At 73.0% G+C, this 16,678-nt stretch carries 16 protein-coding genes and 1 riboswitch; of the genes, 5 read left to right on the forward strand and 11 right to left on the reverse strand.

The annotated features are described in order from the left end of the window. Window positions 1-137 precede the first annotated feature (137 nt). The 3 genes from GUY61_RS20665 to mmpA all read left to right on the forward strand — a co-directional run bounded on the left by GUY61_RS20665 (window position 138) and on the right by mmpA (window position 2,429). Window positions 138-1,226 carry an oxidoreductase gene (locus GUY61_RS20665; RefSeq protein WP_166631701.1) on the forward strand — a complete coding sequence of 363 codons (1,089 nt, stop codon included), beginning with the start codon at window positions 138-140 and terminating at the stop codon, window positions 1,224-1,226. 106 nt (window positions 1,227-1,332) lie between these two features. Continuing rightward, window positions 1,333-2,061 carry an endonuclease V gene (locus GUY61_RS20670; RefSeq protein WP_166631702.1) on the forward strand — a complete coding sequence of 243 codons (729 nt, stop codon included), beginning with the start codon at window positions 1,333-1,335 and terminating at the stop codon, window positions 2,059-2,061. A 155-nt stretch (window positions 2,062-2,216) separates the two neighbouring features. Further along, window positions 2,217-2,429, forward strand: a complete 213-nt coding sequence (gene mmpA / locus GUY61_RS20675; RefSeq protein WP_166631700.1) for a morphogenic membrane protein MmpA — start codon at window positions 2,217-2,219, stop codon at window positions 2,427-2,429. Window positions 2,430-2,615: 186 nt separating this feature from the next. On the opposite strand, the gene GUY61_RS20680 is transcribed toward mmpA, so the two are convergent. After that, window positions 2,616-3,824: a trans-acting enoyl reductase family protein gene (locus GUY61_RS20680; protein WP_166631703.1), complete on the reverse strand. Its 1,209-nt coding sequence runs from the start codon at window positions 3,822-3,824 to the stop codon at window positions 2,616-2,618. 284 nt (window positions 3,825-4,108) lie between these two features. Between GUY61_RS20680 and GUY61_RS20685 the strand changes: the two genes are divergently transcribed. Together GUY61_RS20685 and GUY61_RS20690 are read left to right on the forward strand one after the other, a co-directional pair. Then, a complete protein-coding gene (locus GUY61_RS20685) occupies window positions 4,109-5,155 on the forward strand; it encodes a CaiB/BaiF CoA-transferase family protein (RefSeq protein ID WP_166631704.1) in 1,047 nt (348 codons plus the stop codon). After that, window positions 5,152-5,418, forward strand: a complete 267-nt coding sequence (locus GUY61_RS20690; RefSeq protein ID WP_166631705.1) for a type II toxin-antitoxin system RelE/ParE family toxin — start codon at window positions 5,152-5,154, stop codon at window positions 5,416-5,418. The genes GUY61_RS20685 and GUY61_RS20690 overlap by 4 nt, the downstream gene beginning before the upstream one ends. A 46-nt stretch (window positions 5,419-5,464) precedes the next feature. On the opposite strand, the gene GUY61_RS20695 is transcribed toward GUY61_RS20690, so the two are convergent. From GUY61_RS20695 to GUY61_RS20740, 10 genes are all read right to left on the reverse strand, one after another. Next, window positions 5,465-6,406 carry a Ppx/GppA phosphatase family protein gene (locus GUY61_RS20695; RefSeq protein ID WP_166631706.1) on the reverse strand — a complete coding sequence of 314 codons (942 nt, stop codon included), beginning with the start codon at window positions 6,404-6,406 and terminating at the stop codon, window positions 5,465-5,467. Continuing rightward, window positions 6,403-6,996, reverse strand: coding sequence for a DUF501 domain-containing protein (locus tag GUY61_RS20700; RefSeq protein WP_166631707.1), 594 nt, complete (start codon window positions 6,994-6,996; stop codon window positions 6,403-6,405). The genes GUY61_RS20695 and GUY61_RS20700 overlap by 4 nt, the downstream gene beginning before the upstream one ends. A gap of 96 nt (window positions 6,997-7,092) precedes the next feature. Continuing rightward, the gene (locus GUY61_RS20705; protein WP_166631708.1) at window positions 7,093-7,572 is read right to left on the reverse strand and encodes a septum formation initiator family protein; all 480 of its coding nucleotides are present in this window, start codon (window positions 7,570-7,572) and stop codon (window positions 7,093-7,095) included. A gap of 82 nt (window positions 7,573-7,654) precedes the next feature. Next, a complete protein-coding gene (eno, locus tag GUY61_RS20710) occupies window positions 7,655-8,935 on the reverse strand; it encodes a phosphopyruvate hydratase (protein ID WP_166631709.1) in 1,281 nt (426 codons plus the stop codon). A 339-nt stretch (window positions 8,936-9,274) separates the two neighbouring features. Continuing rightward, on the reverse strand, window positions 9,275-9,973 hold the full coding sequence (locus GUY61_RS20715) for a transglycosylase family protein (RefSeq protein ID WP_166631710.1): 699 nt from the start codon (window positions 9,971-9,973) through the stop codon (window positions 9,275-9,277). Window positions 9,974-9,977: 4 nt separating this feature from the next. Next, window positions 9,978-10,160: riboswitch (cyclic di-AMP (ydaO/yuaA leader) on the reverse strand. Between the two features lie 277 nt (window positions 10,161-10,437). Beyond that, window positions 10,438-11,418, reverse strand: a complete 981-nt coding sequence (locus GUY61_RS20720; protein WP_166631711.1) for a transglycosylase family protein — start codon at window positions 11,416-11,418, stop codon at window positions 10,438-10,440. Window positions 11,419-11,514: 96 nt separating this feature from the next. Then, complete coding sequence (locus GUY61_RS20725; protein WP_166631712.1) at window positions 11,515-12,819, reverse strand: cytochrome P450; 1,305 nt, start codon at window positions 12,817-12,819, stop codon at window positions 11,515-11,517. A gap of 130 nt (window positions 12,820-12,949) precedes the next feature. Further along, window positions 12,950-13,942 carry a nucleoside triphosphate pyrophosphohydrolase gene (locus tag GUY61_RS20730; RefSeq protein ID WP_166631713.1) on the reverse strand — a complete coding sequence of 331 codons (993 nt, stop codon included), beginning with the start codon at window positions 13,940-13,942 and terminating at the stop codon, window positions 12,950-12,952. A 174-nt stretch (window positions 13,943-14,116) separates the two neighbouring features. Then, on the reverse strand, window positions 14,117-14,770 hold the full coding sequence (locus GUY61_RS20735; RefSeq protein WP_166631714.1) for a SurA N-terminal domain-containing protein: 654 nt from the start codon (window positions 14,768-14,770) through the stop codon (window positions 14,117-14,119). Between the two features lie 230 nt (window positions 14,771-15,000). Then, entirely contained in the window at window positions 15,001-16,524 is a 1,524-nt protein-coding gene (locus GUY61_RS20740) for a protein kinase domain-containing protein (RefSeq protein ID WP_313896762.1), read from the reverse strand. Window positions 16,525-16,678 lie beyond the last annotated feature (154 nt).

Below are 16,678 nucleotides of genomic sequence, written 5' to 3' on the forward strand. Positions count from 1 at the left end.
GATCTCGTCGTCGATCTTCACGTACAGTGCGGTGAGCAGGGTGTCCAGGTCGCTTGTCACAGAACGACCTTGGACACCCTGTCTGCGTTCCCGGACGCACCGTCAGCATTCGGAATGACTCGTCTAGCTTCCGGCCCATGAGGGCATCGGGGAAGACGAGACGGATGATGTCGGCGGGGCTGTGCGGGGCGGCGCTCGCCGCCGTCCTGGGAGCCGGACCGGCGCACGCGGATGCCGGTGGCGGTGCACGACCGGGGTGGGCGCTCAAGGACAGTGGCAGCGAGGCCAGGTTCCGCGGCCTGTCCGCGGTCGGCCGCGACACCGCCTGGGTGTCGGGCTCCGCCGGCACCGTGCTGCGCACGACGGACGGCGGCCGCACCTGGGACGACGTCTCGCCGCCCGGCGCGGCGGAGGAGGGACTCCAGTTCCGGGACATCGAGGCCTTCGACGCCGGGCGGGCCGTGATCCTGTCCATCGGGGAGGGAGAGGCTTCCCGCGTCTACCGCACCGAGGACGGCGGCAGGGCATGGACCGAGTCGTTCCGCAACACCGATCCCCGTGCCTTCTACGACTGCGTCACCTTCTTCGACCGGCGGCACGGCCTCGCCGTGAGCGACCCGGTCGAGGGCAGGTTCCGGATTCTGTCGACGGACGACGGCGGCCGGAGCTGGGAGGTGCTGCCCAGCGCCGGGATGCCCGAGGCGCAGCCGGGCGAGGCCGGGTTCGCGGCGAGCGGGCAGTGCCTGGTCAGCTCGGGGCCGCGCGACGTGTGGCTGGCGACGGGCGGCGCCGCGACCGCCCGCGTGCTGCACTCCGGTGACCGGGGCCGTACCTGGACGGCCACCGTCTCCACCGTCCCGGCGGGCGACCCGGCCAGAGGCGTCTTCGGCCTGGCGTTCCGCGACAGTGCACACGGCCTCGCGGTCGGAGGCGACTACCGCCCCGGCGAGGAGTCCCCGGACGCCGCCGCACGGACCCGTGACGGCGGCCGCACCTGGACCCCCGCCGGACAGCCGCCGCCCGCCTACCGCTCGGGCGTGACGTGGCTGCCGCACTCCCGCAGCGCGGCCCTCGCCGTCGGCCCGACCGGCACGGACCTCACCCTCGACGCCGGCCGCACGTGGACCACCGTCGGCACCGGGTCGTTCGACACGGTCGACTGCGCCCCGGACGGCGGCTGCTGGGCGTCGGGCGAGCAGGGGCGCGTCGCACGGCTGGAGCGCTGAGCGCGCCCGGCCCGCGATTCGTACGGGTCCGGCCGGCCGCCCCGGGCCACGGGGCGGCCGGAATCCGGTCGGGGCGACCGCACGGGGCCGGTAGGTTGGGCGCACCATGAGGAACGTGAGGACACCGAGGGACTGGCCCGCCACAGAAGCCGAGGCGCGCGCCGTGCAGGACGAGTTGCGCGGCTCGGTGGTGCTCGGTGAGGAGGGCCCGCCCCCCGGGGCGTGCGGCACCGTCGCCGGTGTGGACGTGGCGTACGACGACGAACGGGACGTCGTCGCCGGGGCGGCCGTCCTGCTGGACGCCAGGACCCTGTCCGTCGTGGAGGAGTCCACCGCCGTCGGCCCGGTCTCCTTCCCGTACGTGCCGGGGCTGCTCGCCTTCCGCGAGGTCCCCGCGGCCCTCGCCGCCCTCGAAGGCCTCACCACCACTCCCGGCCTCGTCGTGTGCGACGGTTACGGCCTCGCCCATCCCCGCCGCTTCGGGATGGCCTCCCACCTCGGCGTACTCACCGGACTGCCCGTCATCGGCGTCGCCAAGAACCCGTTCACCTTCCGCCATGGCGAACCCGGCCCGGAGCGCGGTGACTTCGCGCCCCTGCTGGACGGCGCCGAGGAGGTCGGCCGCGCCCTGCGCACCCGGCGGGGCGTCAAACCCGTCTTCGTCTCCGTGGGCCACCGCGTGAGCCTGGACAACGCCTGCGCCCACACCCTCGCCCTCGCGCCCCGTTACCGCCAGCCCGAGACCACCCGGCACGCGGACGCGCTGTGCCGCCGGGCCCTGAAGGAGGCCACGTCCGCCACCCAGGATCCCAGCGGCCCGGCCCCGGCCGGATAGGAGTCGTGGCGCCCGACCCGGGCAGCGGCGAGTGAGGCCGCTCCGGCTCCGGTGACCGGGTGGGTACATGGGCGGAGGTACTCAGGCTGCTGGGTCGCACAACCGAGTACGCGAACGGATGTCCGGCGACGGCTGTCGTCGGCAGGCTTTCTCCCATGACGCAGACGACGCAGATGCCCCGCACGATGCGGATGACGCAGCAGGCCCGGACGGCGACGGGCACCGGTCGGCACGCCGCCCCCAGGCCCGAGCCCGTGCCCGCGGTCGAGCGGGGGGTGAGCGTCTTCCTGATCCTCGCCGTGCTGGCCGGTGCCGGGTGGGTGGCCTCGATGGTCTGGACGATCGTCGCCTGGGCGACGGCGAGCTGACCACCGGGCGTCACCGCCGCACCGCGCACGGCCTCGGCCGTGCCGACGCCGTACGCCACCGCACCGACCGGCTTCGCGCGCAGGGCGTACGCCCCCGCCGCCCCGTCGGCCCGAACGCGGTCTGCCGGGCAACCGGCCGGCACATCACCGGGCGGCACATAGCCGGTCGGCGCGCCACCGGGCGGCTCAGCGCTCCGCGACCACCCGGAAGCGCATGCCCGCCGCCCGCAGCCGCTCCAGCAGGGCGTCGCCCATCGCGACCGCCGTCGTGACCTGGCCCGCCGTCGCGGGCAGTTCGTCGAAGGCCAGGCAGAGGGCGGACTCGGCGAGCATCTTCGCGGTCTCGCCGTAACCCGGATCGCCGCCCGACACCTCGGTGAACACCCGCCGCCCGCCGCCCTCGCCCACGAAGCGCACCGTGAACCAGCTGTCCTCGCGCCGCTCCTCGCCCGGCCCCTCGCCCGGCCTGATGCGGTCGGACAGCCAGCGCCGCCCGGCGGGCAGCTGCGCCAGCGCGTAGACCGCTCCGACCGCCGCGATGCCGCCGGCCGCGACCGGGAGCCACTTCACCGCCGCGTAGTGCCGGTAGCGGAAGTCCGGGCCGTAACGGTCCAGCGCCGCGGCGGAGCGGCGTACGACCTGGGGGTCCACCGTGGGCAGCGGCACCGCCCAGGCGCCCACCTCCGAGGCGTGCCGGACCGCGCCCAGCGGCGCGCGTGCCCGGCGGCCGACCAGCCGCGGCTCGTTCAGGCGGCGCGCCTTCGCGGTGGCCGCCGCCCGGCGGCCGCGTGACATCGCGGTCAGCGCCGAGGCGAAGGTCCCGCCGGAGAACATCGCGTGGGTACGCACATAGCCGTCCACCCTCAGGGGCACTCCCTTCGGCAGCCGGCCCACCGTGAAGTACACGCCCAGGTCGTGCGGTACGGAGTCGAATCCGCAGGCGTGGACCAGCCGGGCGCCGGTCTCGCGGGCCCTCGCGTCGTGCTTGAGGTACATCAGGTCCGCGAACTCGGGCTCACCGGACAGATCCGCGTAGTCCGTTCCCGCCTCGGCGCAGGCGGCGACGAGTTCCTGCCCGTACAGGATGTACGGGCCGACGGTGGTCGCCACCACCCGGGTGGAGAGGGCCAGCTCGCGCAGGGAGTCCGGATCGTCCACATCGGCCCTGACGATGGGCAGCCCCGCGCAGTCCGGATCAATCGCGGTCAGTTCCTCGCGAAGCCGCTCCAGCTTGGCGGTGCTGCGTCCCGCGATCGCCCAGCGGCAGTCCGCGGGGGCGTGCGCCGCGAGGTACTCCGCGGTGAGCCTGCCCACGAAACCGGTGGCACCGAAGAGCACGATGTCATAAGCCCGCCCGGGTCCGTCCTGCCGGTCCTGCCGGTCCTGCCGCCCCATGGAAGCCTCTCAGCCCTTGCTCTCGCGGCTCTCGCGCCGTTGCCGGTCGCTGAGGCTAGCTTGAAAGGGATGCAGCCGCGACGAAAGCCGGAAGCGGTGACGTCCGTGGTCCGTGATCCCCGTCACGCGTCACCCGCCGCCCAGCGGGCACCCGCCGGTCCGGTCGCGCGCGGGGGCGGCCACCCGCCGGCCGGCCGCACCGGGCGGCCAGGGCTTGTGCGCGGTGGAACACGTTCTTAACATCATGAGTGTTACAGCGGTAGTGTCACAGTGATGAGGACTTGATGGCGGAGACACCAAGCGGCCCGCTGGCCGGCGTACGGGTGGTCGAGCTGGCCGGGATCGGCCCCGGCCCCTTCGCCGCCATGCTGCTCGCCGACCTCGGCGCCGACGTCGTGCGCGTCGACCGGCCGGGCGGCGCGGGCCTGGCCATCGACCCGGCGTACGACGTCACCAACCGCAACAAGCGTTCCGTGCTCGTCGACCTCAAGGCCGAGGACGGCCGGGGGGCCGCCGCCGTGCTCGCGCTCGCCGAGCGCGCCGACATCCTCATCGAGGGCTACCGCCCCCAAGTCGCCGAACGGCTCGGCGTCGGCCCCGGGGACTGCCTGGCCCGCAACCCCCGTCTGGTCTACGGCCGGATGACCGGCTGGGGCCAGGACGGCCCGCTCGCGCAGCGCGCAGGCCACGACATCTCGTACATCGCCGTCACCGGAGCCCTCGGCATGATCGGCCGCCCGGAGGAGGCCCCGGCCGTCCCCGCCAACCTCCTCGGCGACTACGCCGGAGGCTCGCTCTACCTCGTCATCGGCGTGCTCGCCGGCCTCCAGCACGCCCGCGCCACCGGCGAGGGCCAGGTCGTCGACGCGGCCATCGTGGACGGCACCGCCCACCTCACGGCGATGATCCACGGCATGATGGCGGCCGGCGGCTGGCAGGACCGGCGCGGCTCCAACCTGCTCGACGGCGCCTGCCCCTTCTACGGCACCTATGAGACCGCCGACGGCGAGTACATGGCCGTGGGCGCCCTGGAGAAGCAGTTCTACGCCGAGTTCACCGAACGGCTCGGCCTCGGGGACCTGGCCGACGCCCGCGCGCACCTCGCGGATCACATCAACCGGGCCGAGCAGGGCACGCCCACGGTAATCACCCGCAACGGCGTACCGGTGGCCGCCGTGGTCCCCATCGAGGACTTCGAGGCGCTGGAGGAAGCGGCCGACGTATTGCTCGCCCGCGGGGCGGAAGCGGTCCTCGCCGAGGGCGGCCCGACCGTGACCATGGCGGAGCTGCTGGCGGACCTGTTCGCCGAAGGCACCGAAGAGTCGGCGTGAAGTACGCGTTCCGGTTCACGGCGGCGGCACAACGGCAGCTCCGGGCCATCGATCGTCCCGCCGCCATGCGGATCCTGGCCGCGCTGACCGAACTCGGCGACGATCCGTACCGTGAAGACGCCGGCACCAAGAAACTCACGGGCCCGTCGGGCCTCTATCGGCTCCGGGTCGGCAACTACCGCGTCGCCTACCGGATCGAGGACGGCGAGTTCGTCATCCTCGTCGTCGTCGGCGGCCGACGCGACGTCCACCGCAATATCTGAGGGGCGGGCCGGCCGGACCTCCCGGTCCTGGCCGGCCCGGAGCGGGTCAGGCGACGGACCAGGCGATGCCGTCGAGGATGTCGTGTTCGCTGACGACGACCTCCCGGGCGCCGATCCGCTCCATGATCGCCAGCAGGACCAGGGAGCCCGCCGCGATGACGTCCACGCGGCCCGGGTGCATCACGGGGATCGCGGCGCGCTGCCGGTGCGTCGAGGCCAGGAGGTCCCCGGTGATCTCCCTGACCTTCTCGACGGGGATGCGGGAGTGGTGGATCGCCGCCCAGTCGTACTCCTTCAGGCCGAGCGCGATCGCCGCCACCGTCGTCACCGACCCGGCGAGTCCGACGAGCGTGCGGGCCTCGCGCAGGGGCACCGACCGCTCGGCGAGGTCGAGCGCCGCGTCGATGTCGGCCCGTATGGCGCTGATCTGGGCGGGGGTCGGCGGGTCGGTCACCATGCCCTCGCGCACCAGGTGGCGCTCGGTCATGCGGACGCAGCCCACGTCCACCGAGCGGGCCGCGCGCACCCGGTCGTCGCCCACGACGAACTCCGTGGAACCGCCGCCGATGTCCACGACCAGGAAGGGCTGGTCCAGGTCCGTGCGGCCGGTCAGTTCCCTGGTCGCGCCGGTGAAGGAGAACTCCGCCTCCTGGTCGCCCGTGATCACCTCGGGCTCGACGCCGAGGATGTCCACCACACCCCGTACGAACTCGTCCCGGTTCTCCGCGTCCCGTGAGGCCGAGGTCGCCACGAAGCGCAGCCTCTCCGCGCCGTGTTCCTCGACCGCCGCGGCGTACTCCCGGCAGGCGGCGAAGGTGCGCGCCAGCGCCTCGGGCGCCAGCCGCCCGGTGCGGTCCACGCCCTGGCCGAGCCGCACGATGGTCATACGGCGGTCGAGGTCGAAGAGTTCGCCGGTGGCCGGGTCGGCGTCGGCGACGAGGAGGCGGATCGAGTTGGTGCCGCAGTCGACGGCGGCGACCCTGGTCATTTCGCGTTCCCCGCTTCCGTGTTGCCGTTCCCGTCCGGCTCCCCCGCCGGCTCCTCCTCCGGTTCTCCGGCGTCCGCGCACGGCGTCACGCACGGGCCCTTGCGCCACCACTCGGGCAGCATGGCGATGGCCTCGTCGCCGAGGGGGTTGACGCCCGGTCCCGCCGCGAGCGAGTGCCCGACCAGGACGTGCAGGCACTTGACCCGGTCCGGCATACCGCCGGCGCTGGGGAAGCCCTCCAGCACCTCGATGGCGTCCCGCCGCCGGATGTAGTCCTCGTGCGCGGCGCGGTAGGCGGCGGCCAGCTCGGGGTCGCTCTCCAGGCGGGCCGTCATCTCCTTCATGACGCCCTCGGCCTCGAGGGTGCCGATCGCGGAGGCGGCGCGCGGGCAGGTCAGGTAGTAGAGCGTCGGGAAGGGCGTGCCGTCGGGCAGCCGGGGCGCCGTCTCGACCACGTCGGGGTTGCCGCAGGGGCAGCGGTGCGCGATGGCGCGCAGACCGCGCGGCGGGCGGCCGAGCTGCGCCTCGAACGCGGCGATGTCCGCCTCGGTCGGCGGGGTGTGCGGGGTCGTAGGGGGTGGGGCTTCCATGCCTGCCTTCGTGCCGTTCGTGCTCTCGTCGGGGTGTGCGCCACTCGGTGTGGCCGGTCGGGTGGTGCTCGTTGCGCGGGGACCTTTGTGCCGGGCTCATTCGGCGGGGCGGTCCGCCTCGTCGACGTCTTCCCACAGGTTCTCGTACCAGGGGCGGCCGGCCCCGTCCCGGTCGTCGGTGCGGCCCTGGTCCGCGGCGGGGCCCACCACGGTGTAGCCGGTCTCGCCCGGCCTGACGTAGTGCAGGTGCTCGCGGGCCTGCTGCTCGACGTACGCCGGGTCCTGCCAGCGCGCCTTCGCGTCGCGCAGCTCCTCGACCCGCTCCCGCGCCTGTTCGGCCCTGCGCCGCTGCTCCTCGATGTCGGAGCGCTGCGAGACCCACTGGCGCATCGGGTAGGCGAGGGCGACGACGAGGGTGCAGACGACGAGCGCGAGGAGGGCGGCGCGTCCGGTGAGACGGCCCTGGCCCCGGCGGATCACACGGCGGGACTGCACCCGGTAGACGCGGGCCGCGGTCTGCTCGCCGAGTGCCTTCAGCCTGGTCGCGGTGGAGAACCGCTCCCGGTCCGCACTCATGACCGCCTCCTGCCCCTTACGTACGTACGTCCCCGGACACGGTACGGGACCGCGGCCGGGGACGTAGGCAACTACCGGGGCGTCAGCCCTTGAAGCGCGGGAAGGCGCTGCGGCCGGCGTACACCGCGGCGTCGTCGAGGATCTCCTCGATGCGCAGCAGCTGGTTGTACTTGGCGACGCGCTCGGAGCGGGCCGGGGCACCGGTCTTGATCTGGCCGCAGTTGGTGGCGACGGCCAGGTCGGCGATGGTGACGTCCTCGGTCTCGCCGGAGCGGTGGGACATCATGCACTTGAAGCCGTTGCGCTGGGCCAGCTCCACGGCGTCCAGGGTCTCGGTCAGCGAGCCGATCTGGTTGACCTTGACCAGAAGGGCGTTGGCGGAGCCCTCCTCGATACCGCGGGCGAGGCGCTCGGGGTTGGTGACGAACAGGTCGTCCCCGACGAGCTGGACCTTGTCGCCGAGCTGGTCGGTGATGGTCTTCCAGCCCTCCCAGTCCTCCTCGTTCAGCGGGTCCTCGATGGAGACCAGCGGGTACGCCTCGACGAGCTCGGCGTAGTACGCGGTCATCTCGGCGGCGGTGCGCTCCTTGCCCTCGAACGTGTAGACGCCGTCCTTGTGGAACTCGGTGGCGGCCACGTCGAGCGCGAGGGCGATGTCCTGGCCCGGCTGGTAGCCGGCCTTCTTGACGGCCTCGAGGATCAGGTCCAGGGCCTCGCGGTTGGAGTCGAGGTTCGGGGCGAAGCCGCCCTCGTCGCCGAGGCCGGTGGACAGGCCGCGCTCCTTCAGGACGCCCTTGAGGGTGTGGTAGACCTCGGCGCCCCAGCGCAGGGCCTCGGAGAAGGACTCCGCGCCGATGGGCGCGATCATGAACTCCTGGATGTCCACGTTGGAGTCGGCGTGCGAGCCGCCGTTCAGGATGTTCATCATCGGGACCGGCAGGACGTGCGCGTTCGGTCCGCCGAGGTAGCGGAAGAGCGGCAGGTCGGAGGCCTCGGAGGCGGCGTGGGCGACGGCCAGCGAGACGCCCAGGATGGCGTTGGCGCCGAGCGAGGACTTGTCGGGGGTGGCGTCGAGGTCGAACATCGCCTGGTCGATCAGGCGCTGCTCGGTGGCGTCGTACCCGACGAGCTCCGGGCCGATCTGCTCGATGACGGCGAGGACGGCCTTCTCCACGCCCTTGCCGCCGTAGCGGGCCTTGTCACCGTCACGGAGTTCGAGGGCCTCGAAGGCACCCGTGGAGGCGCCGGAGGGAACGGCAGCACGGCCGGTGCTGCCGTCGTCGAGGCCGACCTCGACCTCGACCGTGGGGTTGCCCCGGGAGTCGAGGATTTCCCGGGCTACGACGACGTCGATGGACGGCACGAGCATCTCCTTCATGGGATGTGACGCGGGTACGCGCAGGGTCGCGATCGGTCTTGCGGCAAGAGCCTAACCGGCGCGGGCGTCCGGACCGCCCGACCGCCCGGCTCCTGGACAAACCGAGAGCCAATTGTTTCTGTTCGAAACAAAGACCACGGGACAACGTAGCGGAAGGGAGCCGGAGGCACGAGCGGGACGACGGAGAAGGAGGGCGGGCGGGCCGCGTGAGCGACCCGGCCCGGACCGTCGGGGGAGCGAGGGGAACCCCGGGCCGGCGCGTACGGGGGTGGCGCGCCGGCCCGGGGTCATGGGGGAAGGACCGCCGGACGGCCCGGTGGGCCGTCAGGCCAGGTGGAGCTTCTGGCCCGGGTAGATGACATCGGCGTCGTCGATGATGTCCTTGTTCAGGTCGAACAGCTTCTTCCAGCCGCCCTTGACCTTCTCGGCCTCGGCGATCCGGGAGAGGGTGTCGCCGGACTTGACCTTGTACTCGCCGTTGCCCTTCTTCACCGTGCCGCGCTCGGCGGAACGGCTGGCGCGCTCCTCGGCGCCCTGCGCGGGCGCGGCCTGCCGGGGAGCCTCCTGCTCGGGCGCGGCCTGCTGGGGAGCGGCCCGCCGGGGAGCGGCGGGGGCCTCGGCCGCACCACCGTTGTAGGCGGCGTTGGACAGGCCGACGCCGCAGACCGGCCAGGCACCCTTGCCCTGGCCCGCGAGGACCTTCTCCGCGATGGCTATCTGCTGGGACTTGCCGGCCTTGTCGGCGGTGGCGGCGTACTGGGTGCCGCCGTACGCGGCCCAGGTGGAGGCGGAGAACTGCAGACCGCCGTAGTAGCCGTTGCCGGTGTTGATGGACCAGTTGCCGCCGGACTCGCACTGGGCGACCTTGTCCCACTCGGCCGCGGTGGCGGCGGAGGCGCTGCCGGACGCGATCAGCGGGGCGGCGACGGCGGCGCCGGTGACGCCGGCCATGGCGACGAGCCGGGAGGCCCGATGGGTGGTGACGACGGGACGACGGTGCTTGCCCTTGCCGGAAAACAGCATGAAGAGATCCCCTCACCGACGCCTGCGAGGTGAGCTGTCGGGTTCGGGCCGAGAGAGTTGCCCGGCCGCGCGAACTGCGCGGCTTCACCCCGAGCCGGTTCCTTCCGCCCTCACCCTCACGGGTGTCGACGGCCGGGCCCGGCACTTACCTTGGGTCCCCCGCTCCTGCCTACGGCGCTGCACAGCGACGACTGTTCCCTCGGACCGCCGGCAGGATTCGGCGTGGCGGCCTTCGGGGCCCGCGATGGCGAGCGGCTCAGACGTTAAGCACAGGGCAGCCGTTCCTTCAAAGGGTCACATCAGGGGCAAATCACCCTTCGGTCAGCCCGGGTTGTCCATGTTTCCGCAGGTGGGGAGCCCCTGGGCGGCACCCGGCGGGCGAGGGAGGCCCGTTGGCCCGATGAGATTCATGTCTCACTCAAACCAAAGCGGACATTCCCCCTCGAACTCCCCCCGATTTCGCCCTACTTCTCCGATTCCTCCGCACCGAGCTCCAGCACCAGGCCCGGCAGCAGCACATCCGGATCGGCGCCGACGACCTGCTCGTTCTCCTCGTAGAGGGCGGTCCAGCCGCCGTCCAGCCCATGAGCGTCGGCGATCGTCACGAGGGTGTCGCCGCCACGCACCTCGTATTCGCCCTCCGCGGCGGGCGCGGAGCCCTCGCCGGACGTGACGCGCACGAAGTACGCGTCACCGCGGGAGGCATGACGACCGGTGGCTTCAAGGCTGTTGTCCGCATTCGCCGCAACATCATCCTCGGAGGCCGAGTTGCCGCGATGCTTCCCTGTGCCCCGAGAAGCTCCATCTTCAGGCACTTCGTCCGACTTTCCGGATTCGCCGGATGCGTCCTTCTGTCCGGCCCCGTCGCCGGACTCCTGCCCGTCGGACGCGTCCGCGTCGGCGGAGTCCTCACCGGCGTCCGCATCGCCGGCGCCGCCGCTGCCACTGCCGTTCGCGTCACTACCGTCACTGCCACTGCCACTGCCGCCGTCCGAGGACTCGGCGGCCCCGTCCGCTCCCGACCGCCCGGAGTTCGGCAGACCGGACCCCGCGCCCGAGGAACCGGCGGCCTGACCCAGGCCCGCGACGGTCCCGCAGGAGGGCCATGCGGCCTCGGCGCCCTCGGCCGCGAGCACCTTCTCGGCGACGGCGATCTGGCTCGTGCGGCTGGCGAGGTCGGGGCGCGGCGCGTAGTCCAGGCCGCCGTACTGCTCCCACATCTCCTGGGTGAGCTGAAGGCCGCCGTAGAAGCCGTTGCCGGTGTCCGCGCTCCACACGCCGTCGCTCTCGCACTGCGCGACCTTGTCCCAGGTCGCGCCGTCGGCGGCGGACGCGGCACCCGCGCCCAGCAGGGGGATGGCGATGGCCGAGCCGGTCACCCCCGCGGCGACGACGAGAGCGGGCGCCTGGCGAGGGCGGCGGTGCCGACCGTTCCCGGAAAGCATGTGACGGCCTTTCGGTGTGACCACTGGGACTGCGGGTGAAACGTAGTCGGTCCGGATCGCGGGTCACAAGTCGGAGTAGCGAAGATCACGTGAAGGTCACATACTTGACGCTTCATCATCTTTTGAGGGCGGAGCAGTGGGGGAGAACTCCACCGGAAGCGTGCGCAATCCACGCATGATGAGCCCACCGCGCCAGCGCAAATCGGCAGGATCCACCGCGAGTCGGAGATCCGGCAGCCGCCGCAGCAGGGTGGCCAGCGCGGTCTGCCCCTCCAGGCGCGCCAGCGGCGCCCCCAGGCAGTAGTGGATTCCGTGCCCGTACCCCAGGTGCTGGTTGTCGCGGCGCGCCAGATCGAGCGTGTCGGGCTCTTGGAACCGCTCCGGGTCCCGGTCCGCAGCGGCGAGGACGACGAGTACGGGGTCCCCCGCCGCGATGCGCTGCCCGCCCAGCGTCAGCGGTTCGGTGGCGAACCGCCAGGTCGCCAGCTCCACCGGCCCGTCGTAGCGCAGCAGTTCCTCGACGGCCGTGGCGAGCAGGTCCGACTCGCCCGCGTCGAGCGACGTCTGGAGCAGCCGGCGCTGCACGGGGTTGCGCAGCAGCGCGTACACCCCGTTGCCGATCAGGTTCACGGTCGTCTCGAAGCCGGCGAAGAGAAGGATGAAGGCCATGGCGGCCGCCTCGTTCTCCGTGAGGTGCTCGCCGTGGTCACTGGCCCGGATCAGCCCCGAGATCAGGTCCTCGCCCGGGTTCTCCCGCTTGCGGTGGATCAGCTCGGCCAGGTACGCGCGCATCATCTTCACCGAGCGCGCAACGCCGCCGCGCGGGCCGCCCCCCTGACCGGCCTTCGTGTGCCGCAGCATCATGCCCGCCCAGTCCCGGAAGTCGTCCTGGTCCTCGCGGGGTACGCCGAGCATGTCGCAGATGGCGTAGATGGGGAGCGGGAACGCGAACTCGTGGATGAGGTCCGCGCTGCCCCTCTCCTGGAAGCCGTCGATGAGCCGGTCCGTCAGTTCCCGCACGCGCGGCGCGAACTCGGCGACCCGGCGCGGGGTGAACGCCTTCGACACCAGCCGGCGCAGCCGGGTGTGGTCCGGCGGGTCGATGTTCAGCAGATGCGTCATCAGCTCCGCCTTGCGCTCCCCCGGGATACCCGTCTTCCCCTTGGCGTGCGCCGGCTCGTCGTGGTGCGCCGGGTTCTTGCTCAGCCGCAGGTCCGCGAGGGCCTGGCGGGCGTCCCCGTAGCGGGTCACCAGCCATGCCTCCACCCCGCTGGGCAGCCTGGTGCGGTGCACCGGCGAGTGCTCCCGCAGCCAGGCGTACGCGGGGTAGGGATCGGCGGCGAACTCCCAGGTGAAGAGTTCCGGCATGTGCGGGGAGGTGCGGGACGGCTGGTCGTGCATACCCCGACGGTAACGGGACGGCCCGGCCCCGGAGCGGGCCGCCCTCACCACGACGGCGACGGCCAGGGGCGGGCGGCGCCACTCCGGTCGGCGACGCGCCCACGTGCCGGTCCGGCTCCGCTCTCCGCGCCTATCCGGCGATGCCCTCCGCGGCCAGGATCGCGTCGCGGTAGGTGCGGGCCGCCGCGCGAAGGGCCGTCTCCGGGTCCGTGCCCCCGGCCTCGGCTCGGGCGGCCAGGGCGAGCAGTTCGTATCCGATGCCCGCGCCCTCGGGGAGGGGGACGTCGAGGCCGGCGGTGCGCACGCGGGAGGAGAGCTTGGCGGCGAGAGCGAGGGCGGGCTGGCCGAGCGGGACGCCCTCGGTCACGGAGTCGCGCTGCTTCTCCACGGCCTTCGTGCGCAGCCAGTGCTCCTTGACGTCCTCGGGGGTGTGCGCGGTGTCCTCGCCGAAGACGTGGGGGTGGCGGTGGACTAGCTTGTCGACGATCGTGCCCGCGACGTCGTCGATGGAGAAGGGGGCGTCCGGGTCCTCCTGGGCGATCCGGGCGTGGAAGACGACCTGGAGCAGTACGTCGCCCAGTTCCTCGCGGAGTTCCTCACGGTCTCCCGCCTCGATGGCCTCGACGAGTTCGTACGCCTCCTCGATGCCGTACTTGGCCAGGCCCCGGTGGGTCTGGGTGGAGGACCACGGGCATTCGGCGCGGATGCGGTCCATGACCTGGACGAGGTCGAGGAGGCGGGCGCCGGGGAGGTCGTAGGAGCCGGGGAGCAGTTCGAGGTCGGGCATCCGGACACGGCCCGAGCCGGCCATGCGGGCCAGCCCGTCGGTGAGCGGCTGGTCGCCCTCGCCGGTGGCGAGGACGACGACCGTGCGGCCGCCCGCGCAGGCGTCGACGAGTGCCTGGGCGTCCACGGGGGCGCCCCCGGTGGTGAGCTCGGCGGCGATCCCCGCCTCGCGCAGGTACGGCAGCTGCGGGTGCTCCGCGTCGGCGCACAGCACCCGGTCGGCGGCGTGCAGCGTCTGCCAGGCCGACCAGGACAGCAGCCCGGGCGCCACCCGGTGGCTGGTGGTGAGCAGGACGATACGGCCGGGGGACTCGACGGGATCCACTGATGCGTTCACGTGTCGAAAGTACTCCGGACGTACGACAGTCCCGCGGGCCGGCCGGGGGACGGACGGCGCACCCCGGAGAGGCGGTGCGCCACGGACGGGCGGTGCGCCGCGGACGGGCGGCGCGCCGCGGACGGGCGGCGCGGGCGGACAGGCGGCGCGGGCGGACAGGCGGCGCGGGCTGCGTCAGGCGCCGGCCTGCTGCTGGATCCGGGCTTCCTTGGTGATCTCGCTCAGCCACGGGGCCTTGTACTCGCCCAGCTGGATCTTCTTGTCGTCCCAGGTGCCGTAGCGCGGGTTGACGTCCACACCGAGCGCCTCGGACGCGGCGGTGAGTGCCTTGCCGACCGCGTTCTGCCCGTCCTGGGTGCCGAGGTCGGCCCGGAGTGCGGCGGCCAGCTTCTGCACGGTGACCTGCTCCCTCACCGCCGCCTCGATCTGGCTGGGGGCGATGCCGTTCTGCTGGAGGAGCACCTGCTCCATCTGGCGTGCACCGCCGTACTGCCCGGCCATCGCCTCGCGGGCCTGTTGCACCTCGGCCTTGCTGATGGTCACGCCCGCGTCTGCCGCGGCGCGCTCCAGCACCCGGTCGAAGATCATCGTGCTGAGCTTGGCGCGGCTCAGCGTACCGGTGTTCTCGATCAGCTGGGACGCCTGCTCGGAACGGCTCTGCGCCTCCCGGACGTCGCGCACCTGCGCCTGGAGGGCGGACACCTCGATCCGGTCCTCACCGACGACGGCCGCCGCGCCGGGATGTGCCTCGCTGCCGCAGGCGGTCAGCAGGGGGCCGGCCAGCAGCAGGACGGCGGAGACGGAGAGCGCGGTGCGACGGCGGTGCAAAGGAGCCTCCCGGCATTGATCGTGCGGCGCTGCGGATCGATCGGCTTTGCTGACCTTGCGGTGATCGATGTTATGCAGTCGGAGCTGCCGTAGCCACTGTTCCGGCCGATGATTCACGACCGGGATGCCCGCGGGCGGCACCGTAGGCACGGGTGGCACGGCCGGGCGTCACCGGCCGGGCGCGGTCGCGCGTCACCGGCCGGGGCCGCGGCCCGGCCCGGGGCCCGCGCTCAGCCCGGCATCTGCCCCAGCCAGTGCAGGGTGCGGCGGATCTCCCCGTTGAAGGGATGCCCGGGCCCGTGCAGTTGGTCGGCGTCGTACAGCAGCCTGGCCAGCGTCTCGTGGGCGGCGGGCCGGTCGCCGAGGGCCAGCAGGAGGTGGCCGATGCGGCGCCGTACCTCCAGCGGCAGCTCGCGGTCGGTGGTGGCGTACTGGTTCTCGAAGTACGGCAGCAGCGCGCGGTACTCGGCGAGCGCGGCGGCGGGTTCGCCCAGCTGCTCCAGGCACTGGGCGGCCTCGTAGCGGAACTGCAGCGCCTGCGGGTCGGCGGGCCCCGACTCGGCGGCCCGCTCGTCGGCGAGACGGCGCAGCTCCGGCAGGGCGCGGCGGTACTGGCCGTCGTCCATCAGCGTCGCGGCGTACTGCTTGCGCAGGGTCCGTACCACGGGCGAGTGCTCGCCGTGCTTGGCGGCCGCGGCGGGGAGTATGCCGCCCAGGATGTCCACGGCCTGGGTGATGCGGCCCTCCCCGAGCAGCCGCTTGACCTCGTCGACCGCGTCCGCGACGTCGGAGCGGGCGGCGGCCGGTTCGGGCTGCACGACGGCGGAGGAGGGCGGGGTGACGGCGCGGTTGGGCCAGGGAGCGTGCGGGCGCAGGAAGGGGCGCGTCGGGTCGAGCGGTCCGCCCAGGTGCACTCCGCGGCCGGGCAGCAGCGGCGACAGCGCGTCGTACACCTCCTGCGCGCTGCTCGGCCGGTGCTCGGGGTCCTTGTTGAGCAGCCGGAGGACGAGCCCTTCAAGGGGTTCGGGGACCTCGGGGCGCACTTGGCGCACGGGCAGCGGCGGCTCGTACAGGTGCCGGTGCAGGACACCGAGCGCGGTGGACCCGGCGAACGGCACGCTGCCGCTGAGGAATTCGTGCATCAGGACGCCGAGGGCGTACAGGTCGGTGTACGGGCCGACGGCGCCGCCCATCGCCTGCTCGGGCGCCATGTAGGCAGGGCTGCCGATGGGCGAGCCGGTGTGGGTGAGGCGGGTGGTGTCGGTGTCCATGACGTGGGCGACGCCGAGGTCGAGCACGACGACCGATCCGTCGGGCTTGACCATGATGTTCCGCGGCTTGAGGTCGCGGTGGACGATCGGCACGGCGTGCACCGCGGACAGCACCGCGCACAGCTGCGCGGCTATCGCCACCGTCCACTGCCAGGGGTACGGGTCGTGCTCGGCGAGGTGGTCGGCGAGGTCGGAACCCTCGACGTACTGCATGACGAGGTAGAGGTCCTCGTCGTCGCTGCCCGCGTCGTGGACGGTGACCAGGCCCGGGTGGTCGACCTGGGCGGTGACCCGGCACTCGCGCACGAAGCGGCGGCGCATCTCGTCGGCGTCCGCCGAACCGGCGACGCGGTCGGGGCGCAGCAGCTTCACGGCCACGCGGCGGTCGAGCCGCCGGTCGTAGGCGGTCCAGACCTGGCCCATGCCTCCCTGACCGAGGAGCGTCGCCAGCTCGTAGCGCCCCGCGACGATCCTTCCGGTCACCGGCTCTCACCCCGGGAGTCGTCGGGTCGGCCGCCCTCGTTGCGCAGGAAGTCGCTCAGTTCGTCCAGCTCGGCGCGGACCCGGTCGATGCGCGGCGGATGCGGCTGTGCGCCGGTCTGAGGCACGGGCGGGGGCGTGGGCGTGGGCTGGACGT

This window comes from Streptomyces sp. GC420 (assembly GCF_009916105.1).
Taxonomy (GTDB): Bacteria; Actinomycetota; Actinomycetes; order Streptomycetales; family Streptomycetaceae; genus Streptomyces.